General features: G+C 54.4%; 14 protein-coding genes. 10 read left to right on the top strand and 4 right to left on the bottom strand.

Going from position 1 to position 15,431, the window contains the following annotated elements; translation table 11 throughout:
* The first annotated feature begins 46 nt into the window (after positions 1-46).
* From ACKGJP_RS25580 to ACKGJP_RS25560, 5 genes are all read left to right on the top strand, one after another.
* Positions 47-1,690 (top strand): copper amine oxidase N-terminal domain-containing protein, encoded by a 1,644-nt coding sequence (locus tag ACKGJP_RS25580; protein WP_409341610.1) that lies wholly within the window; start codon positions 47-49, stop codon positions 1,688-1,690.
* Positions 1,691-2,166: 476 nt separating this feature from the next.
* Positions 2,167-3,432: a histidine--tRNA ligase gene (gene hisS, locus ACKGJP_RS25575; protein WP_409341609.1), complete on the top strand. Its 1,266-nt coding sequence runs from the start codon at positions 2,167-2,169 to the stop codon at positions 3,430-3,432.
* Positions 3,433-3,468: 36 nt separating this feature from the next.
* Positions 3,469-5,250, top strand: a complete 1,782-nt coding sequence (gene aspS, locus ACKGJP_RS25570; RefSeq protein ID WP_409341608.1) for an aspartate--tRNA ligase — start codon at positions 3,469-3,471, stop codon at positions 5,248-5,250.
* A gap of 153 nt (positions 5,251-5,403) precedes the next feature.
* Entirely contained in the window at positions 5,404-6,174 is a 771-nt protein-coding gene (locus tag ACKGJP_RS25565; RefSeq protein ID WP_409341607.1) for a ThiF family adenylyltransferase, read from the top strand.
* Positions 6,175-6,321: 147 nt separating this feature from the next.
* Positions 6,322-6,576, top strand: a complete 255-nt coding sequence (locus ACKGJP_RS25560; protein WP_409341606.1) for a hypothetical protein — start codon at positions 6,322-6,324, stop codon at positions 6,574-6,576.
* 99 nt (positions 6,577-6,675) lie between these two features.
* On the opposite strand, the gene ACKGJP_RS25555 is transcribed toward ACKGJP_RS25560, so the two are convergent.
* A complete protein-coding gene (locus tag ACKGJP_RS25555) occupies positions 6,676-7,665 on the bottom strand; it encodes a spermidine synthase (protein ID WP_409341605.1) in 990 nt (329 codons plus the stop codon).
* Between the two features lie 195 nt (positions 7,666-7,860).
* Between ACKGJP_RS25555 and ACKGJP_RS25550 the strand changes: the two genes are divergently transcribed.
* The gene (locus tag ACKGJP_RS25550; protein WP_409341604.1) at positions 7,861-9,174 is read left to right on the top strand and encodes a replication-associated recombination protein A; all 1,314 of its coding nucleotides are present in this window, start codon (positions 7,861-7,863) and stop codon (positions 9,172-9,174) included.
* A 44-nt stretch (positions 9,175-9,218) separates the two neighbouring features.
* Here the strand turns inward: ACKGJP_RS25550 and ACKGJP_RS25545 are convergent, their stop codons facing one another.
* The 3 genes from ACKGJP_RS25545 to mnmA all read right to left on the bottom strand — a co-directional run bounded on the left by ACKGJP_RS25545 (position 9,219) and on the right by mnmA (position 12,481).
* Positions 9,219-9,764, bottom strand: a complete 546-nt coding sequence (locus ACKGJP_RS25545; protein WP_409341603.1) for a hypothetical protein — start codon at positions 9,762-9,764, stop codon at positions 9,219-9,221.
* A gap of 173 nt (positions 9,765-9,937) precedes the next feature.
* Positions 9,938-11,194: a threonine ammonia-lyase IlvA gene (gene ilvA, locus ACKGJP_RS25540; protein ID WP_409341602.1), complete on the bottom strand. Its 1,257-nt coding sequence runs from the start codon at positions 11,192-11,194 to the stop codon at positions 9,938-9,940.
* 180 nt (positions 11,195-11,374) lie between these two features.
* Entirely contained in the window at positions 11,375-12,481 is a 1,107-nt protein-coding gene (gene mnmA / locus ACKGJP_RS25535) for a tRNA 2-thiouridine(34) synthase MnmA (RefSeq protein ID WP_409341601.1), read from the bottom strand.
* Positions 12,482-12,935: 454 nt separating this feature from the next.
* Between mnmA and cymR the strand changes: the two genes are divergently transcribed.
* The 4 genes from cymR to ACKGJP_RS25515 all read left to right on the top strand — a co-directional run bounded on the left by cymR (position 12,936) and on the right by ACKGJP_RS25515 (position 15,397).
* Entirely contained in the window at positions 12,936-13,355 is a 420-nt protein-coding gene (gene cymR, locus ACKGJP_RS25530; protein WP_409341600.1) for a cysteine metabolism transcriptional regulator CymR, read from the top strand.
* 56 nt (positions 13,356-13,411) lie between these two features.
* Positions 13,412-14,575: a cysteine desulfurase family protein gene (locus ACKGJP_RS25525; protein ID WP_409341599.1), complete on the top strand. Its 1,164-nt coding sequence runs from the start codon at positions 13,412-13,414 to the stop codon at positions 14,573-14,575.
* Positions 14,576-14,655: 80 nt separating this feature from the next.
* Positions 14,656-15,189, top strand: a complete 534-nt coding sequence (locus ACKGJP_RS25520; RefSeq protein WP_409341598.1) for a PRC-barrel domain-containing protein — start codon at positions 14,656-14,658, stop codon at positions 15,187-15,189.
* Positions 15,190-15,199: 10 nt separating this feature from the next.
* Positions 15,200-15,397 carry a hypothetical protein gene (locus tag ACKGJP_RS25515; RefSeq protein WP_409341597.1) on the top strand — a complete coding sequence of 66 codons (198 nt, stop codon included), beginning with the start codon at positions 15,200-15,202 and terminating at the stop codon, positions 15,395-15,397.
* The last annotated feature ends 34 nt before the right edge of the window (positions 15,398-15,431 follow it).

Here is a 15,431-nt window from a genome sequence, read left to right as displayed (position 1 = left end):
CGTTCTTCGAAAGGAATGCACTTTTCTGGGAATGGGGAGAAACGGAATGAAAAAAACGTTTTGGATGGCGGCTCTGTTCAGCCTGATTATTCAGTTGTTTGCCGTCGGGCAGGCAGGAGCCAAAACCGAGGAAATCGCGTGGGGCGAGGTGAAGACGGGGACGTATTCGCCGTTGACGTACGGGGCTCTCATTATTAACAATCCGTTGTCCCAGGGCGGTTATTCGATCATGGAAGGGAAGCTGACGGAGGAAACGGATGAAGCGGATTTCGTCATCAACACGTTTAACGATATCGGGGCGAACGGCGTTGCCTTGCTGAAAGAGGATCTCGAGAAAAAAACGACCGTCGTTCCGCTCAAGCTGAGCGATCATGCGACGGCAGCCGCCGGCTCCGTTTATTTTCTTTCGCTGCATGACGGCTCCTATGCCAAATTGCGCATCGACCGTTTGAATACGAAGATGGCTGCGTTCTCTTACGTACTGGAATCGAAAGGCGCACCTGCTCCCACTCCGACGCCGGCACCAACGACGACGCCATCAGCGACGCCGGCACCAAAGCCGGCACCAACGCCTACACCTAAGCCTAAGCCGACGCCGCAGAATGGCGGTGGGGGTACGACAGGCGGAACCGTAACAACGCCTAAGCCATTGTCCGATTCTTATAAAACGTATCCCATGGTGTATGACCCGAGCGGCGCGCTTCTAACCGTTGCCAAAGAGAGCGGAGACGCCTCGTGGGACCTGTTCCGCTCCGAGAACGGCGGGGCGTGGGTGAAGGTGAACGATTTTAAGCTGACGAAGCCGGAGCATTTGGATACGTTCGTTCAAGCGGGCCGGTCTTACACGTACTACTGGCTTGTTTATAACGCTTCGGGTCAACTGGTCGGCGAATCGATTCCGATTATTGTGAAGATTACGGCACCGGCAACGGACAATAAAATCGTTCTGCAGCTCGACAATAAAAAAGCCAGCGTAAACGGGAAAACGGTGGAGCTGGACGTGGCCCCGATGCTTGTCGGCGGCAGCACGATGGTGCCGATCCGCTTCATCTCCGATTCGCTCGGCTCGACGCTGGACTGGGATGGAACGGAATGGAAAATCACGCTGCAGCTGGGCGACCGGAAAATCGAAATGTGGGTTGACGAGACGGTTGCGAAAGTAAACGGAAAGGAAGCCTCCATGGCTGTGCCTCCGACAATCGTGGGTGAACGTACGATGGTGCCGCTCCGATTTATCAACGAAAACTTCGGTTTGCACGTTGATTTTGAGGATACGACAAAAACGATCACGATTACCGGTGACCAAGCCGCATCGGGGAAAGGCGGAACGAAGCCGTCGGACAATTCGGCAGAGCCCGACGTATCCTTATTTCTGGAAAAAGTATTCGAACTGAGAATTGCCGGCGCCGTCGATTATAACAAAGGAACCGCTACTCCGGGGTATAACCTCGCAAGCCGACTCTTGTTGCACGATGACGGGACTTATGAATGGGACAGCAAATGGGACAATAAGCTCCATAATGGCGAATGGGAGCAGACATACGACGAGAGCTACCCGATTCGCTTATTGGGCGGCGAGGAAGGGAAAGACTGGCTTGTGGGTCAAACCAACGAGCATACTTGGGGCGGGGGCGATATCGTAGTTTGGGATAAAAATTCCTATTCCTACAACGGATTTATAGAAAAATAACCGCTCAAGATGAAGGCCGCTTGACATTCATGGATGGCAATATTACAATCAATAATAATTTATGCCATTTATCGATCCATTGATGGGACAAAGTAATCCGTTACCGCGGCTGCAGAGAAGGAAGCCTTTGGCTGCAAGCTTCCCGCCGACGACCGGACGAACAGACCTCCCGGAGGACATTCCGTGAACCTGGGGCCAGTATGCGAACGAAGGACATAGCGTCCGGAACGTTCGGCAGCAGGCGGCCATGAACTAGCGGCGATGCGCAGGCGGGCGTTATCCGCATCAAGTGCGGTTTCACGGGCAGGCTTTATCGTCTTCGTGATCCGAATGTGGGTGGTACCACGGGTGATTGTTGATAACGATCTCTCGTCCCTGTTTTACAGGGGCGGGAGATTTTTTATGTTTTCAACGGCAGTTTGCATAGGATGGCCGTATCGCTTTGTGGAGAAATATGTGGAAGGAGTGTTGGGAATATGAGCTTTCAGAAGCCGAAAGGTACGCAGGACATTCTGCCGGGCGTCGTCGAGAACTGGCAGTACATCGAAGCGAAGGCGCGCGACTTGTGCCGGCGCTACAACTACAAGGAAATCCGCACCCCTATTTTCGAGCATACCGAGCTGTTTCAACGCGGCGTAGGGGAAACGACGGATATTGTCGAGAAGGAAATGTACACGTTTCTGGATAAAGGCGACCGCAGCATTTCGCTTCGGCCTGAAGGAACGGCGGGCGTTGTCCGTTCATACGCGGAAAACAAGCTATATGGAGATCCCGAGGTTGCCAAGCTGTATTACATCGGCCCGATGTTCCGTTACGAGCAGCCGCAAGCGGGACGTTACCGCCAGCTCCACCAATTCGGCATAGAGGCGATCGGCTCCGTCGATCCGAGCATCGACGCCGAGGTCATCGCACTAGGCTACTCCTTCTATACGGAGCTTGGGCTGCGCGAAGTGACCGTCGAGATTAACTCGGTGGGCAATCCGGCGTCTCGCGCCGCATACCGCGAGCACCTGCTGGCGTTCCTGCTCCCGATGAAGGAAACGCTTTGCAAAGATTGCCAATCCCGCATCGATCGCAATCCGCTGCGCGTTCTTGACTGCAAGGTCGATCAGCACCGCTTTGAAGGCGCGCCGACATTGCTGGAGCACTTGGACGAAGAATGCGTTACGCACTTCGATAAAGTGAAGGGGTTCTTGACGGCGATGAACATTCCGTTCGCGGTCAATACGAAGCTGGTGCGCGGATTGGATTATTACACGCACACCGTGTTTGAATACAAGGCGGCAGGAATCGGCGCTATCGATACGATCGGAGCGGGCGGCCGCTATAACGGGCTTGTCGGCCAGATCGGCGGACAGGATAAGCCGGGTATCGGCCTCGGCCTCGGACTTGAGCGTACGCTGCTCATCCTTCAAGCGCAGAACGTCGAGCTTCCGGTCAAAGCGCCGCTTGACCTGTACATGATCGCGCTCGGCGAGCAGGCGGAGCAAGTCGTTGCGCCGCTACTGTATGAGCTTCGCCGCGAGGGCATTCTGGCGGAGAAAGATTACCTGGGCCGCAAAATGAAGACGCAAATGAAGGCGGCGGACCGCTTCGCCTCCACATACGTGGCCATACTAGGGGACGACGAGTTGGAGCGGGGGGAAATCACGGTCAAGACGATGGCGACCGGCGAGCAAGCGACGGTTCCGCTGAAGGAGCTGCCCGCATTTATTCGAAACGCGAAAACGGTTCAAGTCTAACGAATCGGCAAGCAATCACTAGAGGAGGATTATAAGATGACATTGTTAAAAACACATCATTGCGGTCAATTAGGCAAGGCGCAAATCGGAGAAACCGTCACGTTGAACGGCTGGGTGCAAAGAAGACGCGATTTTGGCGGCGTATTGTTCGTCGATCTGCGCGACCGCAGCGGGCTGGTGCAAATCGTTTTCAACCCGGATTTTTCGCAGGAAGCTTTGGAAGTTGCCGACCGGGCCCGCAACGAATACGTGCTTTCGGTAACGGGTAAAGTTGTCCAGCGTTCGGCCGATACGGTCAACACCAACCTGGAAACCGGAGAGATTGAGGTTCAGGTCACGCAAATCGAAATTTTGAACGCAGCCAAAACGCCACCGTTCTTCATCGAAGACGGCATCGAAATCGACGAGCAGCTTCGCTTGAAATACCGCTACCTCGATCTGCGCCGTCCGGAAATGCAGAAAACGCTCATGCTTCGCTCGAAGGCGGCAAAAGTGTTCCGCGACTACCTGGACGAGAACGGCTTTATCGAGGTGGAAACGCCGATCTTGACCAAAAGCACGCCGGAAGGCGCAAGGGATTACCTCGTGCCTAGCCGCGTTCATCCCGGCGAGTTTTTCGCGCTTCCGCAATCGCCGCAAATTTTCAAGCAGCTGCTGATGGTAGGCGGCATGGAGCGTTATTATCAAATCGCACGCTGCTTCCGTGACGAAGACCTGCGCGCCGACCGCCAGCCGGAGTTCACGCAAGTGGACATCGAAACCTCTTTCTTGTCGCAGGATCAGCTGCTTGACATGATGGAGGAACTGACCGTTCGCTTGTTTAAACAAACCGCGAACGTCGATATTCCTCGTCCGTTCCAGCGCATCACGTATGCGGACGCTATGGGCAAATACGGCTCCGATAAGCCGGACCTGCGTTTCGGCCTCGAGCTGGTTGAAATTACGGATATCGTAGCGGGCAGCGATGTCAAAGTGTTCGCAAACGTAGCAGCGGGCGGCGGCCAAGTGAAAGTGTTGAACGCCAAGGGTTGCGCGAACTGGAGCCGCAAGGAGCTTGACGACCTGCAGCCGTTCGCGGCGCGCTACGGCGGCAAAGGGCTCGCTTGGGTAACGGTGAAGGAAGGCGAATGGCGCGGTCCGATCGTCAAGTTCTTCAAGCCGGAGGAAATCGCGGCCTTGACGGAACGCTTGAATGTGGTCGAGGGCGACCTGCTGCTGTTCTCGGCGGACAACAAGAAGGTTGTCGCAGACGTGCTTGGCAACCTGCGCTTGAAGGTCGGCCGCGAGCTCGGGCTGATCGACGAATCGCAGTTCAAATTCGCGTGGGTCGTAGACTTCCCGATGCTCGGCTGGGACGAAGAAGAAAAACGCTTTGTGGCGGAGCACCATCCGTTCACCCGTCCGAAAGACGAGGACGTGCATTATTTCGACACCGATCCGGGCAAAATACGGGCACAAGCGTATGACCTCGTGCTGAACGGTTACGAAGTGGGCGGCGGCTCGATGCGTATTTACAAGCGCGAAATGCAGGAACAAATGTTCCAAGCGCTCGGCTTCTCCAAAGAAGAAGCGAACGAGAAGTTCGGTTTCCTGCTCGAAGCGTTCGAATACGGCACGCCTCCGCACGGCGGCATCGCCTTCGGGTTCGACCGTCTCGTCATGCTGATCACGAAACGCAACAACCTGCGCGAAACGATTGCCTTCCCTAAGACGGCAAGCGCAACTTGCCTGCTGACCGATGCGCCGGGAACGGTGGACGACAAGCAGCTTGAGCAGCTTTCGATCCGGGTAGCGCTTAAGCAGCCTGCTGCCAAGTAATGTTTCATACTCCGTGAAATATCGCGGTGCCATAGTCCAATTGCGATGAGCTTGCCGTCCGGCAAGCTCTCGCTTATGCGCTGCAGACAAGCTTTCCTAGCGGAAATCTGGGAAAGCTATCATTCTATCTTATTATGGCTAGGAGGAATCCTTATGCTGCATCAATTTTCGCGCAACGAGCTGGCTTTCGGGGAGGAAGGGCTGGAGGCGCTGAAAAACAGCACAGTGGCCGTGCTCGGTATAGGCGGCGTCGGTTCGTTCGCGGCGGAAGCTTTAGCCCGATCCGGCGTCGGACGCATCGTCATGATCGACAAGGATGTCGTCGATATTACGAATGTGAATCGGCAAATCCACGCGCTCTTGTCGACGGTCGGTCAACCGAAAGCCGAACTGATGCGGGAGCGGATCGGACAGATCAACCCGGCATGCGAAGCCATTGCGCTCCGGATGTTTTATACGGAAGAGACGTACATGAAGCTGTTCGAATATCCGCTGGATTACGTCGTCGACGCCTCGGACACGATCAGCTACAAAATTCATCTGATCAAGCAATGCCGCGGCCGTAAAATTCCGCTGATCTCCAGCATGGGAGCGGCCAATAAGATGGATCCGACGCGGTTTCAGGTTGCGGACATCTCCAAGACGAGCGTCGATCCGATGGCTCGCGTGATCAGGCAGAAGCTTCGCAAGGAAGGCATTATGAAAGGCGTGAAGGTCGTTTTCTCCACGGAAGAGCCGATCAAGCCGCGTAAAGAGGTAACGGATAAAATCGTGCCGGACAATGCGCCGGACATTCGGAAAGCGCAGCAGCCGCCCTCCAGCAACGCTTTCGTCCCGTCTGTCGCCGGACTGATCGCCGCCAGCGTCGTCGTTCGAGATCTGCTTGCCAAGGCGGGCGTCACTATCGAGCATTCGGGCAGATAGCGGATTTTTACCAGCTTCTTACCGGCTTTCTGCAGTTCGTCATTCCCGGTCAACCCGGGCCGATGCGCATGCATAAAAACCATCGATAACCTCCACCCTAATGGACAGGCAATAGTGCTTTCCACTACGGATTCAGGAGGTTTTTTCATGCCGAGATACGGTCCTACCAGCTTACAGTCGAGCAACAGCATATCCCAAGCGCAGGATGCCGCCGAATCGGCTCATAGCGCGGTAACGAAAGCGCAGTCGCATCCTACGGAGCAGCTCATCGAGGAAGCGCAGAACTCCTTGGAAAAGGCGGAAAATGCGCTGTCGCAGGCGCTGGAGGTTCCGAATCAAGAGCCCGTGGAGCGGGTGAAGGAGCAGCTGCAGGAGGATAGAGCGAATTTGCAGGAGCTCTAAGGAATCTCTAGACGATTCAGACTACGCATAAAAAAGTCCGTTTCCCGCCAATAAGGGGGGCACGGGCTTTTTTTTACGCTCTTACCTTGCAGAGCCTGATCAATCGCCGGCTTTCTCGACGATGTCCGCAAGGAGGTGGTTCTCATCGGTTTGTATGTTACGGTCATCCCATCTCACCTTAAAATAGATAGGCAAACGGAACATATCGTCCAGCCTTCTTCTGCTTAAATACTTCGTCGGCAGCTTCATCCGGATCTCGTGCCTGGAGACCGGTCTGAGGGTTGCCAGACAGAAGCCCCAATCCACACCCAGCTCCACGATAAAATCATAGTGGTAGGGGATGACGTGAAAACCGGCGGCTTTGAGCGTAGCTTGAATGGCCCGGAAATAACCGGGCATTTCGGAGGCGGCCGAGCAAGCGATTGCTATAGCTCCTCCAGGCTCCAAACGGGTTTTGAGCAGCTTGTAAAACTCCACGCTGAATAATCGGCGCAACTCGGGATAGGCACGGCTCGGATCCGGTAAATCGATGACGATGACATCCCACGTTTCGTTCGATTGTTCCACGAAAGCGCGTCCGTCTTTGATTAGCGTCCGTACCTTCGGATTATTTAAAGAGCCCTTGTTAAACTTCACCAGAGGCTCCAATGTTTTGCCCATATTCATGATTGCGGGATCGACATCGATGGAGACGATTTCCGTCGCCTCGGGATACCGCAGCGCCTCGCGGGTGGTTATGCCGCCGCCGGCGCCGATAATCAGCATGCGCTCGCGAAATTCCGCGACGGCGGCGGGAACATGGACGATAGCCTCCGCGAACTTGTCATCGTCCTCCGTCGTGCTGAACATTTCGCTTCCATCCGCGAATACGTGATAATAGCCGTCCTGCTCGACCAGGGCGACCTTCTGATTGAGCGTTTTGTACTTGGCGACAACCTTATAGGCGCCGCTCGGTTCCTCATGCTTCGAAATATAGTCGCGAATCGATCCCGCGCCCAAATATCGCCAATAGAGCCATACGGCACCCTCCGCCGTTAATGCGGACAGAACGCCCGCTGCAAACCACATCCAAAAAACGATATCAAACAATGCACTCCCTCCTTCTAGCAAGCTATGATATGGTATGCGCCGAACTGCTAGAGTGGTTTGTGTTTCGAATAGAAAAGGGCTCGGTCCGAGGCGCCAGCCGTGACAAGCCATGCCCGTTCGCGTTATGATAGGGGGGTGCACCATGCGGATGACAGCCGTTCTGAGGCGGCCTAAGGAAAGGAAGCTTGTCGAACTATGGACTTATTCTCTTACCGGGCATCGGCCGAGCCTGGCGCAAAGCTTTTGGCCGACCGGATGCGCCCGGTTTCCCTTGACGATTATATCGGACAAGAGCATATCGTCGGGCCGGGCAAGCTGCTGCGGAGGGCCATCGAAGCGGACAAGGTGACTTCGATTCTGCTCTATGGCCCTCCGGGGACAGGAAAAACGACGCTAGCCCATATCATATCCCATAAAACGCAAGGCGAATTTGTACGATTGAATGCCGTCGATGCCTCCGTCAAGGACGTTCGCGAAGTCATCGAGCAGGCGAAGCAGGTGAAAGACCTGTACGGCAAAAAAACGATTCTTTTTCTCGACGAGGTCCATCGCTTTAACAGCTCGCGTCAGGACGCGCTGCTGCCGGCGGTCGAGCAGGGGATCATCATCTTCATCGGGGCGACGACGGAAAACCCGTTTCACTACGTGAACGGCGCTTTACTGTCGCGTTCGACGCTGTTCGAGCTGAAGCACCTGACGCATGAGCATTCGCTCATAGCCATGCAGCGTGCGCTCGCTGACAACGAGCGCGGGCTCGGCTTCCTCCCGCTTCGTGTGGAGGAAGCGGCAATCGCCCATATCGCCGCGATGGCGAACGGCGATATAAGGCGTGCGCTCAACGCGCTTGAGCTTGCCGCGCTGACAAGCCCGCCTGCGCCGGACGGAACGATTCCCTTAACGCTTGAAGCGGCGGAGGAATCGATTCGGCGCCCGACCGTGAAGGCGGACGAGTCGACGCAGTACGATGTCCTGTCCGCCTTCCATAAGAGCGTTCGCGGCTCCAGCGACGCCGCGCTGTTCTGGTTTCTCTACGCAGTCGAGAAGCTTGGCATGGACCCGCGCGTCTTCCTGAGACGGCTAACGGTCGCCTGCAGCGAGGACATCGGCCTTGCCAATCCGCAGGCCATGGTTCAAGCGGTCAGCGCCACGCAGGCGTTCGAACGAATCGGCTGGCCCGAATCGAAGTACATCGTCGCGCAGGCGATTCTTTTTGCCGTAGAGAGCCCGAAATCCAACGCCATTCCGCTCGCGCTTTCGCGCGTGATGGATGCCGCGGAGCGGATCAAGTCGGCCGAGGTTCCGCTGCATTTGAGGGATACGCATTATAGCGGCGCAGAAAAGCTCGGGCATAAGGGCTATCTGTACCCGCACGATTTCCCCGGCCATTACGTCGAACAGCAATATTTGCCCGATCCGATACGGGACGCGGTGTTTTTTGAAGCGAGCGACCAGGGCACCGAGGATAAAATCAAACAAAACCAGGCGCGCAGAAGGCAGCACAAAGGATGAAAAAAAGCCGTTGACTTTGGTAAAGTCAGCGGCTTTTCCTGTATTCATCGCTTGAACGGCTGCAGCGATTCCGCAACCTTCTCCAGCTCTTCGCGAGGCACGCCTTTCTGCGAGGATACGATAATGTATGCCTCGGGAAGCTTCATCCGCAGCGATTGCCGCTTGCCGATCGTGAACCATTTGCCGTCTCCGTTGAGCAGCTTGACGTCCTCCTCGTTCGTTACGCGGCCTGTCGGCTTGCTTTCCTTCTGGTACTCGATGATATCCATCTTCTTGTAGTGAAGGATTATTACGTTGCTGTCCACTTCAACCCAGTCTAGCTTATCGCCCGCAGCTCCGTTCTGAGGGACATACACGGTATTCATCTCGACGGCCTTGGAGGCTTCGCGTATTTTATCGAAATGTTTATCCGAATAGGAAAGCGGCTTGACATTTCCCTGTGGTTGCACATCCCCGTTTGGCGCACCCATGGCTTTCATCTTGCCGCCATTCTGCTGTTCCTCGCCGGCCGCCTTCTTGGCTCCGCAGCCGGACGTCAGCATGACGGCGACGAGAAGGGCGCTTAATGCCGCACTCACCTGTTTATTCATGAGAACTCCTCCTATTACGCTTAACGAAGCATCAATAAGATTAGCGTCCCCAAACGGCGGCGAACCAATCAGCGGTTGCACCGAAAACAATTTTCCAGAAAATGAGCGGAGGCTTTCCGGCATCAAAAAAAGAGCGGATAGGCGATTCGCTCGCCTGTCACGCTCCTTTTGCATCAAATCAGCAAGTTGAAAAGCTTCGGATCATGATTGATTTCGACAAAACCGTAATCCCTTTTGGAAAGCCGCCCGATCAGGCCGTGGTAATCGTCTTTGTTACTGAGCTCGATACCGACCAGTGCGGGCGCGTTGTCGCGGTTGTTCTTTTTCATATATTCGAAACGGGTAATATCGTCGCCGGGACCAAGCACTTCCTCCAGAAACTCGCGAAGCGCGCCGGAACGCTGCGGGAAATTCACGATGAAATAATGCTTAAGCCCTTCATAGATCAGCGACCGTTCCTTGATTTCTTGCATCCGCTCGATATCGTTGTTGCCGCCGCTGATGATGCAGACGACATTCTTTCCCTTAATCTGCTCGCGGTAAGCGTCGAGTGCCGCTACGGGAAGCGCGCCCGCGGGTTCGATGACGATCGCGTTATTGTTGTACAGCTCGAGAATAGTCGTGCATTCCTTGCCTTCCGGAATGAGGACGATGTCGTCAAGCAGCTGCTGGCAAATGCCGAATGTGAGTGCGCCTACCTGTTTCACGGCTGCGCCGTCGACGAATTTATCGATCGTGTCCAGAGTGACGACGCATCCCTCGTCAAGGGAAGCTTTCATGCTTGCCGCACCGGCCGGTTCGACGCCGATGATGCGGGTGCCCGGCGAAACGCTTTTGACATAGGAGCCGACGCCTGCGACGAGGCCGCCTCCTCCGATCGTGGCGAAGACGAAATCGGGCGTTTCCTGCATTTGATTCAGCATTTCAAGACCGACCGTCCCTTGACCCGCAATCGTGCGGTAGTCGTCGAACGGATGGATAAACACCATGTTTTCCTGTTCGCAGAAGGCTTTCGCCTTCGCGGAAGAATCGTCGTACGTATCCCCGGTAAGAATGACTTCCACGAACGTACCGCCGAAAAACTTGACCTGCGAAATTTTTTGCTTGGGCGTCGTCGTCGGCATGAAAATTTTGCCTTGTATGCCGAGATGCTTGCAGGAGTAAGCGAAGCCTTGAGCGTGATTGCCTGCGCTGGCGCAGACGACGCCGCGGCTCCGTTCCTCGGGGGACAGGCTTTGAATAAAGTTATAAGCGCCGCGCAGCTTGAACGATCTCACGATCTGCTGGTCCTCGCGCTTCAAGTAGACGTTGCATTCGTATTGATTGGATAACAGCTCGTTACGCTGTAAAGGCGTTTGCTCGATGATTTTGCTCAAGGCATGATTCGCTTTGATGATATCCTCTATATAAACCTTAGTGGCCGTCGTCACGATGCGGTCTTCCTTTCTGCAGCTAAAAATAGTCTATTAGGTATTGTAGCATAAGTTGGATGCGCGTGTATCTACCTTGCTAAACTTTAAACGGCGCGGTGCCAGCGGGTTATGCGAATAGGAAGAAGTCCCCGAAAATGAAGCTCCGGGGACTTCTGGCACTGCGATTTGATCCGAGAATCAACGCTCCGCCATGCCTTGCGTACGATTGATGACGCCGCCGCCGAGACAAACCTCGCCTTCATAGAAGACGACGGACTGTCCGGGCGTAACGGCCTTCTGCGGCTCGTCGAAGATGATGTCGCAAACGCCGCCGTCGCGTACATGGACCGTAACGCCTTGATCCGGCTGGCGGTAGCGGAATTTCGCGGTACAGCGGAAAGAAGAGCCAGGCGCGCTTCCACTGATCCAATTCAGATCGGTCGCTTCCAGTCCGACGGAGTATAGCCGCGGATGGCTTTCCCCTTGAACGACGTACAGAATGTTGTTCTCCAAATCTTTATCCGCAACGAACCAGGGCTCTCCGGAGCCCGATCCGCCTATTCCGAGCCCTTGCCGCTGGCCGAGGGTGTAATACATGAGCCCGTCGTGACGGCCTTTTACTTCCCCGTCCAATGTCCGCATTTCGCCGGATTGGGCAGGCAAATATTGGCTGAGGAATTCCTTGAAATTTCGTTCGCCGATAAAGCAAACGCCGGTACTGTCCTTTTTCTTGGCCGTAGCAAGTCCGGCTGCAAGTGCCAGCTCCCGAACCTTTGGCTTCGGCAAGTGGCCGATCGGAAACATCGCTTTGGAGAGCTGGTACTGGTTCAGCGCGTTGAGGAAGTAAGTTTGGTCTTTATTGCTGTCGATCCCGCGAAGCAGGCGGAATACGCCGTCCTCTTCCTCCACCTGGGCATAGTGCCCGGTAGCGATATAATCGGCGCCGAGATCGAGCGCTTTTTGCAAAAATTCGCCGAATTTGATTTCCCGGTTGCACATCACGTCGGGATTCGGCGTTCTTCCCTTGCGGTACTCGTCCAGAAAATAGGCGAATACTTTATCGTAATACTGCTTCTCGAAATTGACGGTATAGCACGGAATTCCGATTTGGGCACAGACGCGGCGCACATCCTCTGCATCTTCTTCCGCGGTGCAGCGGCCGAACTCGTCCGTATCGTCCCAATTTTTCATGAACACGCCGATGACTTCATACCCTTGCTCCTTCAGAAGCAGGGCGGACACCGACGAATCGACGCCGCCGGACATGCCAAGCACGACGCGCGGCATTTTTTTTACGTCACTCATGGTATATGACCTCACTTTATAACCGAAACTGAAATTTATTGTATCACAACGACCCCATCTGTCACCAATTTCTGCTCAGTAGGCAAAAATTGTTCGCTCTCCGGCAACGATTGGGAGGGGAATCAGATGGTTTTTGAATGATGAACCTATTGTTTACCAGCGGAATTTAGCCCTTTTCAGTGATTTTGCCAAATTTTTTTGTGAGTTTCACCACTTTTTTTTCACGAAGTTGTCATTGTTTTGTTTTCAAGGGATGTCATTGTATGTTAACATATATTTAATGCGGGTATGGCATGTTATTTGATAGGAAATGAAGGCTAAACGACTTCTATGAATAGAGCCGCTTGCAAGTGGCGGCAGCTCGCGGAATCCGCCTTACGGCTGGGATTTCGGCGGCAAAGCGACAAGTCGGTCGCTGCAGGAATATGCGATAAAAGATGAATGAGGTGCTGTTTTGAAGATTTCCACCAAGGGCCGCTACGGACTTACGATTATGATGGAGCTTTCGACGAGGTTCGGCGAAGGTCCTACTTCCTTGAAAAGCATTGCAGAGAAGCATCAGCTTTCCGAACACTACTTGGAGCAGCTGGTCGCACCGCTTCGCAATGCCGGTTTGGTTAAAAGCATCCGCGGCGCTTACGGAGGCTACATTTTGTCTCGTTCGCCCGAAGAAATTACTTCCGGAGACGTGATCCGTGTTTTGGAAGGTCCGATCAGTCCTGTCGATTTCACGGAAGAGGACGATCCGGCGAAGCGGGACCTGTGGGTTCGCATTCGCGACAGCATCGCGCTGGTGCTGGATTCGACGACTTTGGCAAACCTGATTTCCTTCCATGACGAAGGCAAAAACGATAACTACATGTTCTATATTTAGATCGAGTTCAAAGACCGCTTTTCTTTTGAACAACCCTACTTAGATTGGTGAAAGCGATGAATGACATTTATTTGGATCACGCCGCGACGACGCCGCTTCATCCTGCCGTGCTGGAAAGGATGCTGCCGTATTTAAGCGGTCTTTCCGGTTTCGGCAACCCCTCAAGCACGCACCGGTTCGGTATGGCGGCGCGCATGGCGGTAAGCGATGCCCGCGATCTGCTGGCCGCTAAGCTTCACTGCGACGGCAGGCAGCTTGTTTTTACAAGCGGAGGTACGGAGAGCGATAATTTGGCGATATTCGGCGCGATTGCCGCAACGGGCGGGCAGAAGCGTCATATCATTACGTCTCAGATCGAGCACCATGCCGTTCTGCATGCTTGCGAACAGCTGGAGCGCGCCGGTCACGACGTAACTTATATACCAGTAGATACGACCGGTCTTATTCGATTCGAGGAATTGGAACGGGCGATAAGACCCGATACGACTCTAATCAGTATCATGTACGGCAATAACGAGGTCGGCACCTTGCAGCCGATTCAGACGATCGGGGAGCTCGCGCGCAGCAAAGGGATCCTCTTTCATGTCGATGCCATACAGGCGCTTGGGCATATCCCGGTTGACGTTACGAAGCTTCCGGTCGATCTGATGAGCTTCTCCGCGCATAAGATTCAAGGCCCTAAAGGAACGGGGGCGCTGTACGTATCGCCGAAGGCCAAAATATTACCGCAACTGTTCGGCGGCTCTCAAGAGCGTAAGCGCAGAGCGGGTACGGAGAATGTAGCGGGCATCGTCGGATTTGCGGCGGCAGCGGAGCTTGCCGTAGACCATATCGGATTGCTGCAACAAAGCTGCGCGAAGCTCCGTCAAAGTATGGTAGGGACGCTCGAGGAAGCTCTGGGGGAAGACGGATTTGTTATGAACGGCCATCCGGATGCGGAATGCCGGCTTCCTCATATCGTCAATGTCAGCTTTCCCGGCGTCGATACCGAAACGTTGCTTATGAATCTTGATCTGGAAGGCATTGCGGCAGCAAGCGGGTCGGCCTGCACGTCCGGATCCCTCGAGGTTTCTCACGTTTTACGGGCTATGCAGCTGCCTGAGCGCGTATTGACATCTGCGGTTCGCTTCAGCTTCGGCATCAACCAGCCTGAAGACGAAATCGTTCGTGCCGCCAAGCAAGCCGCAACCATTGTGGAACGAATCCGCAGCAAGAAGTAAGCTTTTCTTTTGCAATTCCTTCTGAATAAAGCGCCCATCTTTGGCAAAAAATGTGGACGAGCCGAAAGCGGCATCGCTCAATGGGACGGGGTGAAGGGCAATTGCGTAAAGCTTACGATATTCTAGGGCTGCCGGTCATCGAGGTGAATCACGGCAAACGGCTCGGTACGGCCAAAGATTTTTGGCTCGATGCGGAGATGCATGCCCAAGGCGTCGTATTGGAGACGAAAAATTGGTTTACGGCAGCGCGTTATATCGATTGGGACGACGTCGTGTCGTTCGGCGAGGATGCCATAACGGTGCAAGGCGATTGGGTTCTGCGCGACTGGGAAGAAGCGCCGGACCATATCTGTCTCGTCAATGGCAAGCGCAAGCTTAAGGGTACGCCGGTGCTTACGGTCAACGGACTGCAGCTCGGCATGGTCGAGGATGTTTATTTTTCCGAAAATATGGGTAAACCGATAATAGGCTACGAATTATCCGACGGTTTTTTGACGGATGTGACGGAAGGCCGCAAATGGCTTCCTGCTCCGGAGAAATCTACATTCGGCGACGATGTGCTTCTGGTGCCGGTGCAAGCCGGGCAGGAATTGAACGAAATTAATACGGAATAGGGTGATTGCGATGATGCGGTGTCCAAACTGCAATTCCAAAGATATCGGCAAGATCGGCTCCCACCAGTTTTATTGCTGGGGCTGCTTTATAGAATTGACCGTCAACGGCGACAAAATGTCCGTCTACCAGGTAGAGGAAGACGGCACGCTAAGCTCGCTCGACGACTTGTTTTTTGAAGAGGAAATTCCTCAAGTGCACGCTACCTAACCGCATGACCGATTGGCAATCGCATAATGAAATT

The sequence above is a fragment of the Paenibacillus litoralis genome, assembly GCF_046244365.1.
GTDB lineage: Bacteria > Bacillota > Bacilli > Paenibacillales > NBRC-103111 > Paenibacillus_V.
Note: the sequence above shows the minus strand (reverse complement) of the source record. Positions and strands in the feature narration are given on the sequence as shown.

Coding starts and splice junctions, on each gene's coding strand:
- ACKGJP_RS25565 (WP_409341607.1), top strand. CDS start 5,404: ATGCTGCATCAATTTTCGCGCAACGAGCTGGCTTTCGGGGAGGAAGGG.
- hisS (WP_409341609.1), top strand. CDS start 2,167: ATGAGCTTTCAGAAGCCGAAAGGTACGCAGGACATTCTGCCGGGCGTC.
- ACKGJP_RS25525 (WP_409341599.1), top strand. CDS start 13,412: ATGAATGACATTTATTTGGATCACGCCGCGACGACGCCGCTTCATCCT.
- mnmA (WP_409341601.1), bottom strand. CDS start 12,481: ATGAGTGACGTAAAAAAAATGCCGCGCGTCGTGCTTGGCATGTCCGGC.
- ACKGJP_RS25560 (WP_409341606.1), top strand. CDS start 6,322: ATGCCGAGATACGGTCCTACCAGCTTACAGTCGAGCAACAGCATATCC.
- aspS (WP_409341608.1), top strand. CDS start 3,469: ATGACATTGTTAAAAACACATCATTGCGGTCAATTAGGCAAGGCGCAA.
- ACKGJP_RS25520 (WP_409341598.1), top strand. CDS start 14,656: ATGGGACGGGGTGAAGGGCAATTGCGTAAAGCTTACGATATTCTAGGG.
- ACKGJP_RS25580 (WP_409341610.1), top strand. CDS start 47: ATGAAAAAAACGTTTTGGATGGCGGCTCTGTTCAGCCTGATTATTCAG.
- ACKGJP_RS25545 (WP_409341603.1), bottom strand. CDS start 9,764: ATGAATAAACAGGTGAGTGCGGCATTAAGCGCCCTTCTCGTCGCCGTC.
- ACKGJP_RS25550 (WP_409341604.1), top strand. CDS start 7,861: ATGGACTTATTCTCTTACCGGGCATCGGCCGAGCCTGGCGCAAAGCTT.
- ACKGJP_RS25515 (WP_409341597.1), top strand. CDS start 15,200: ATGATGCGGTGTCCAAACTGCAATTCCAAAGATATCGGCAAGATCGGC.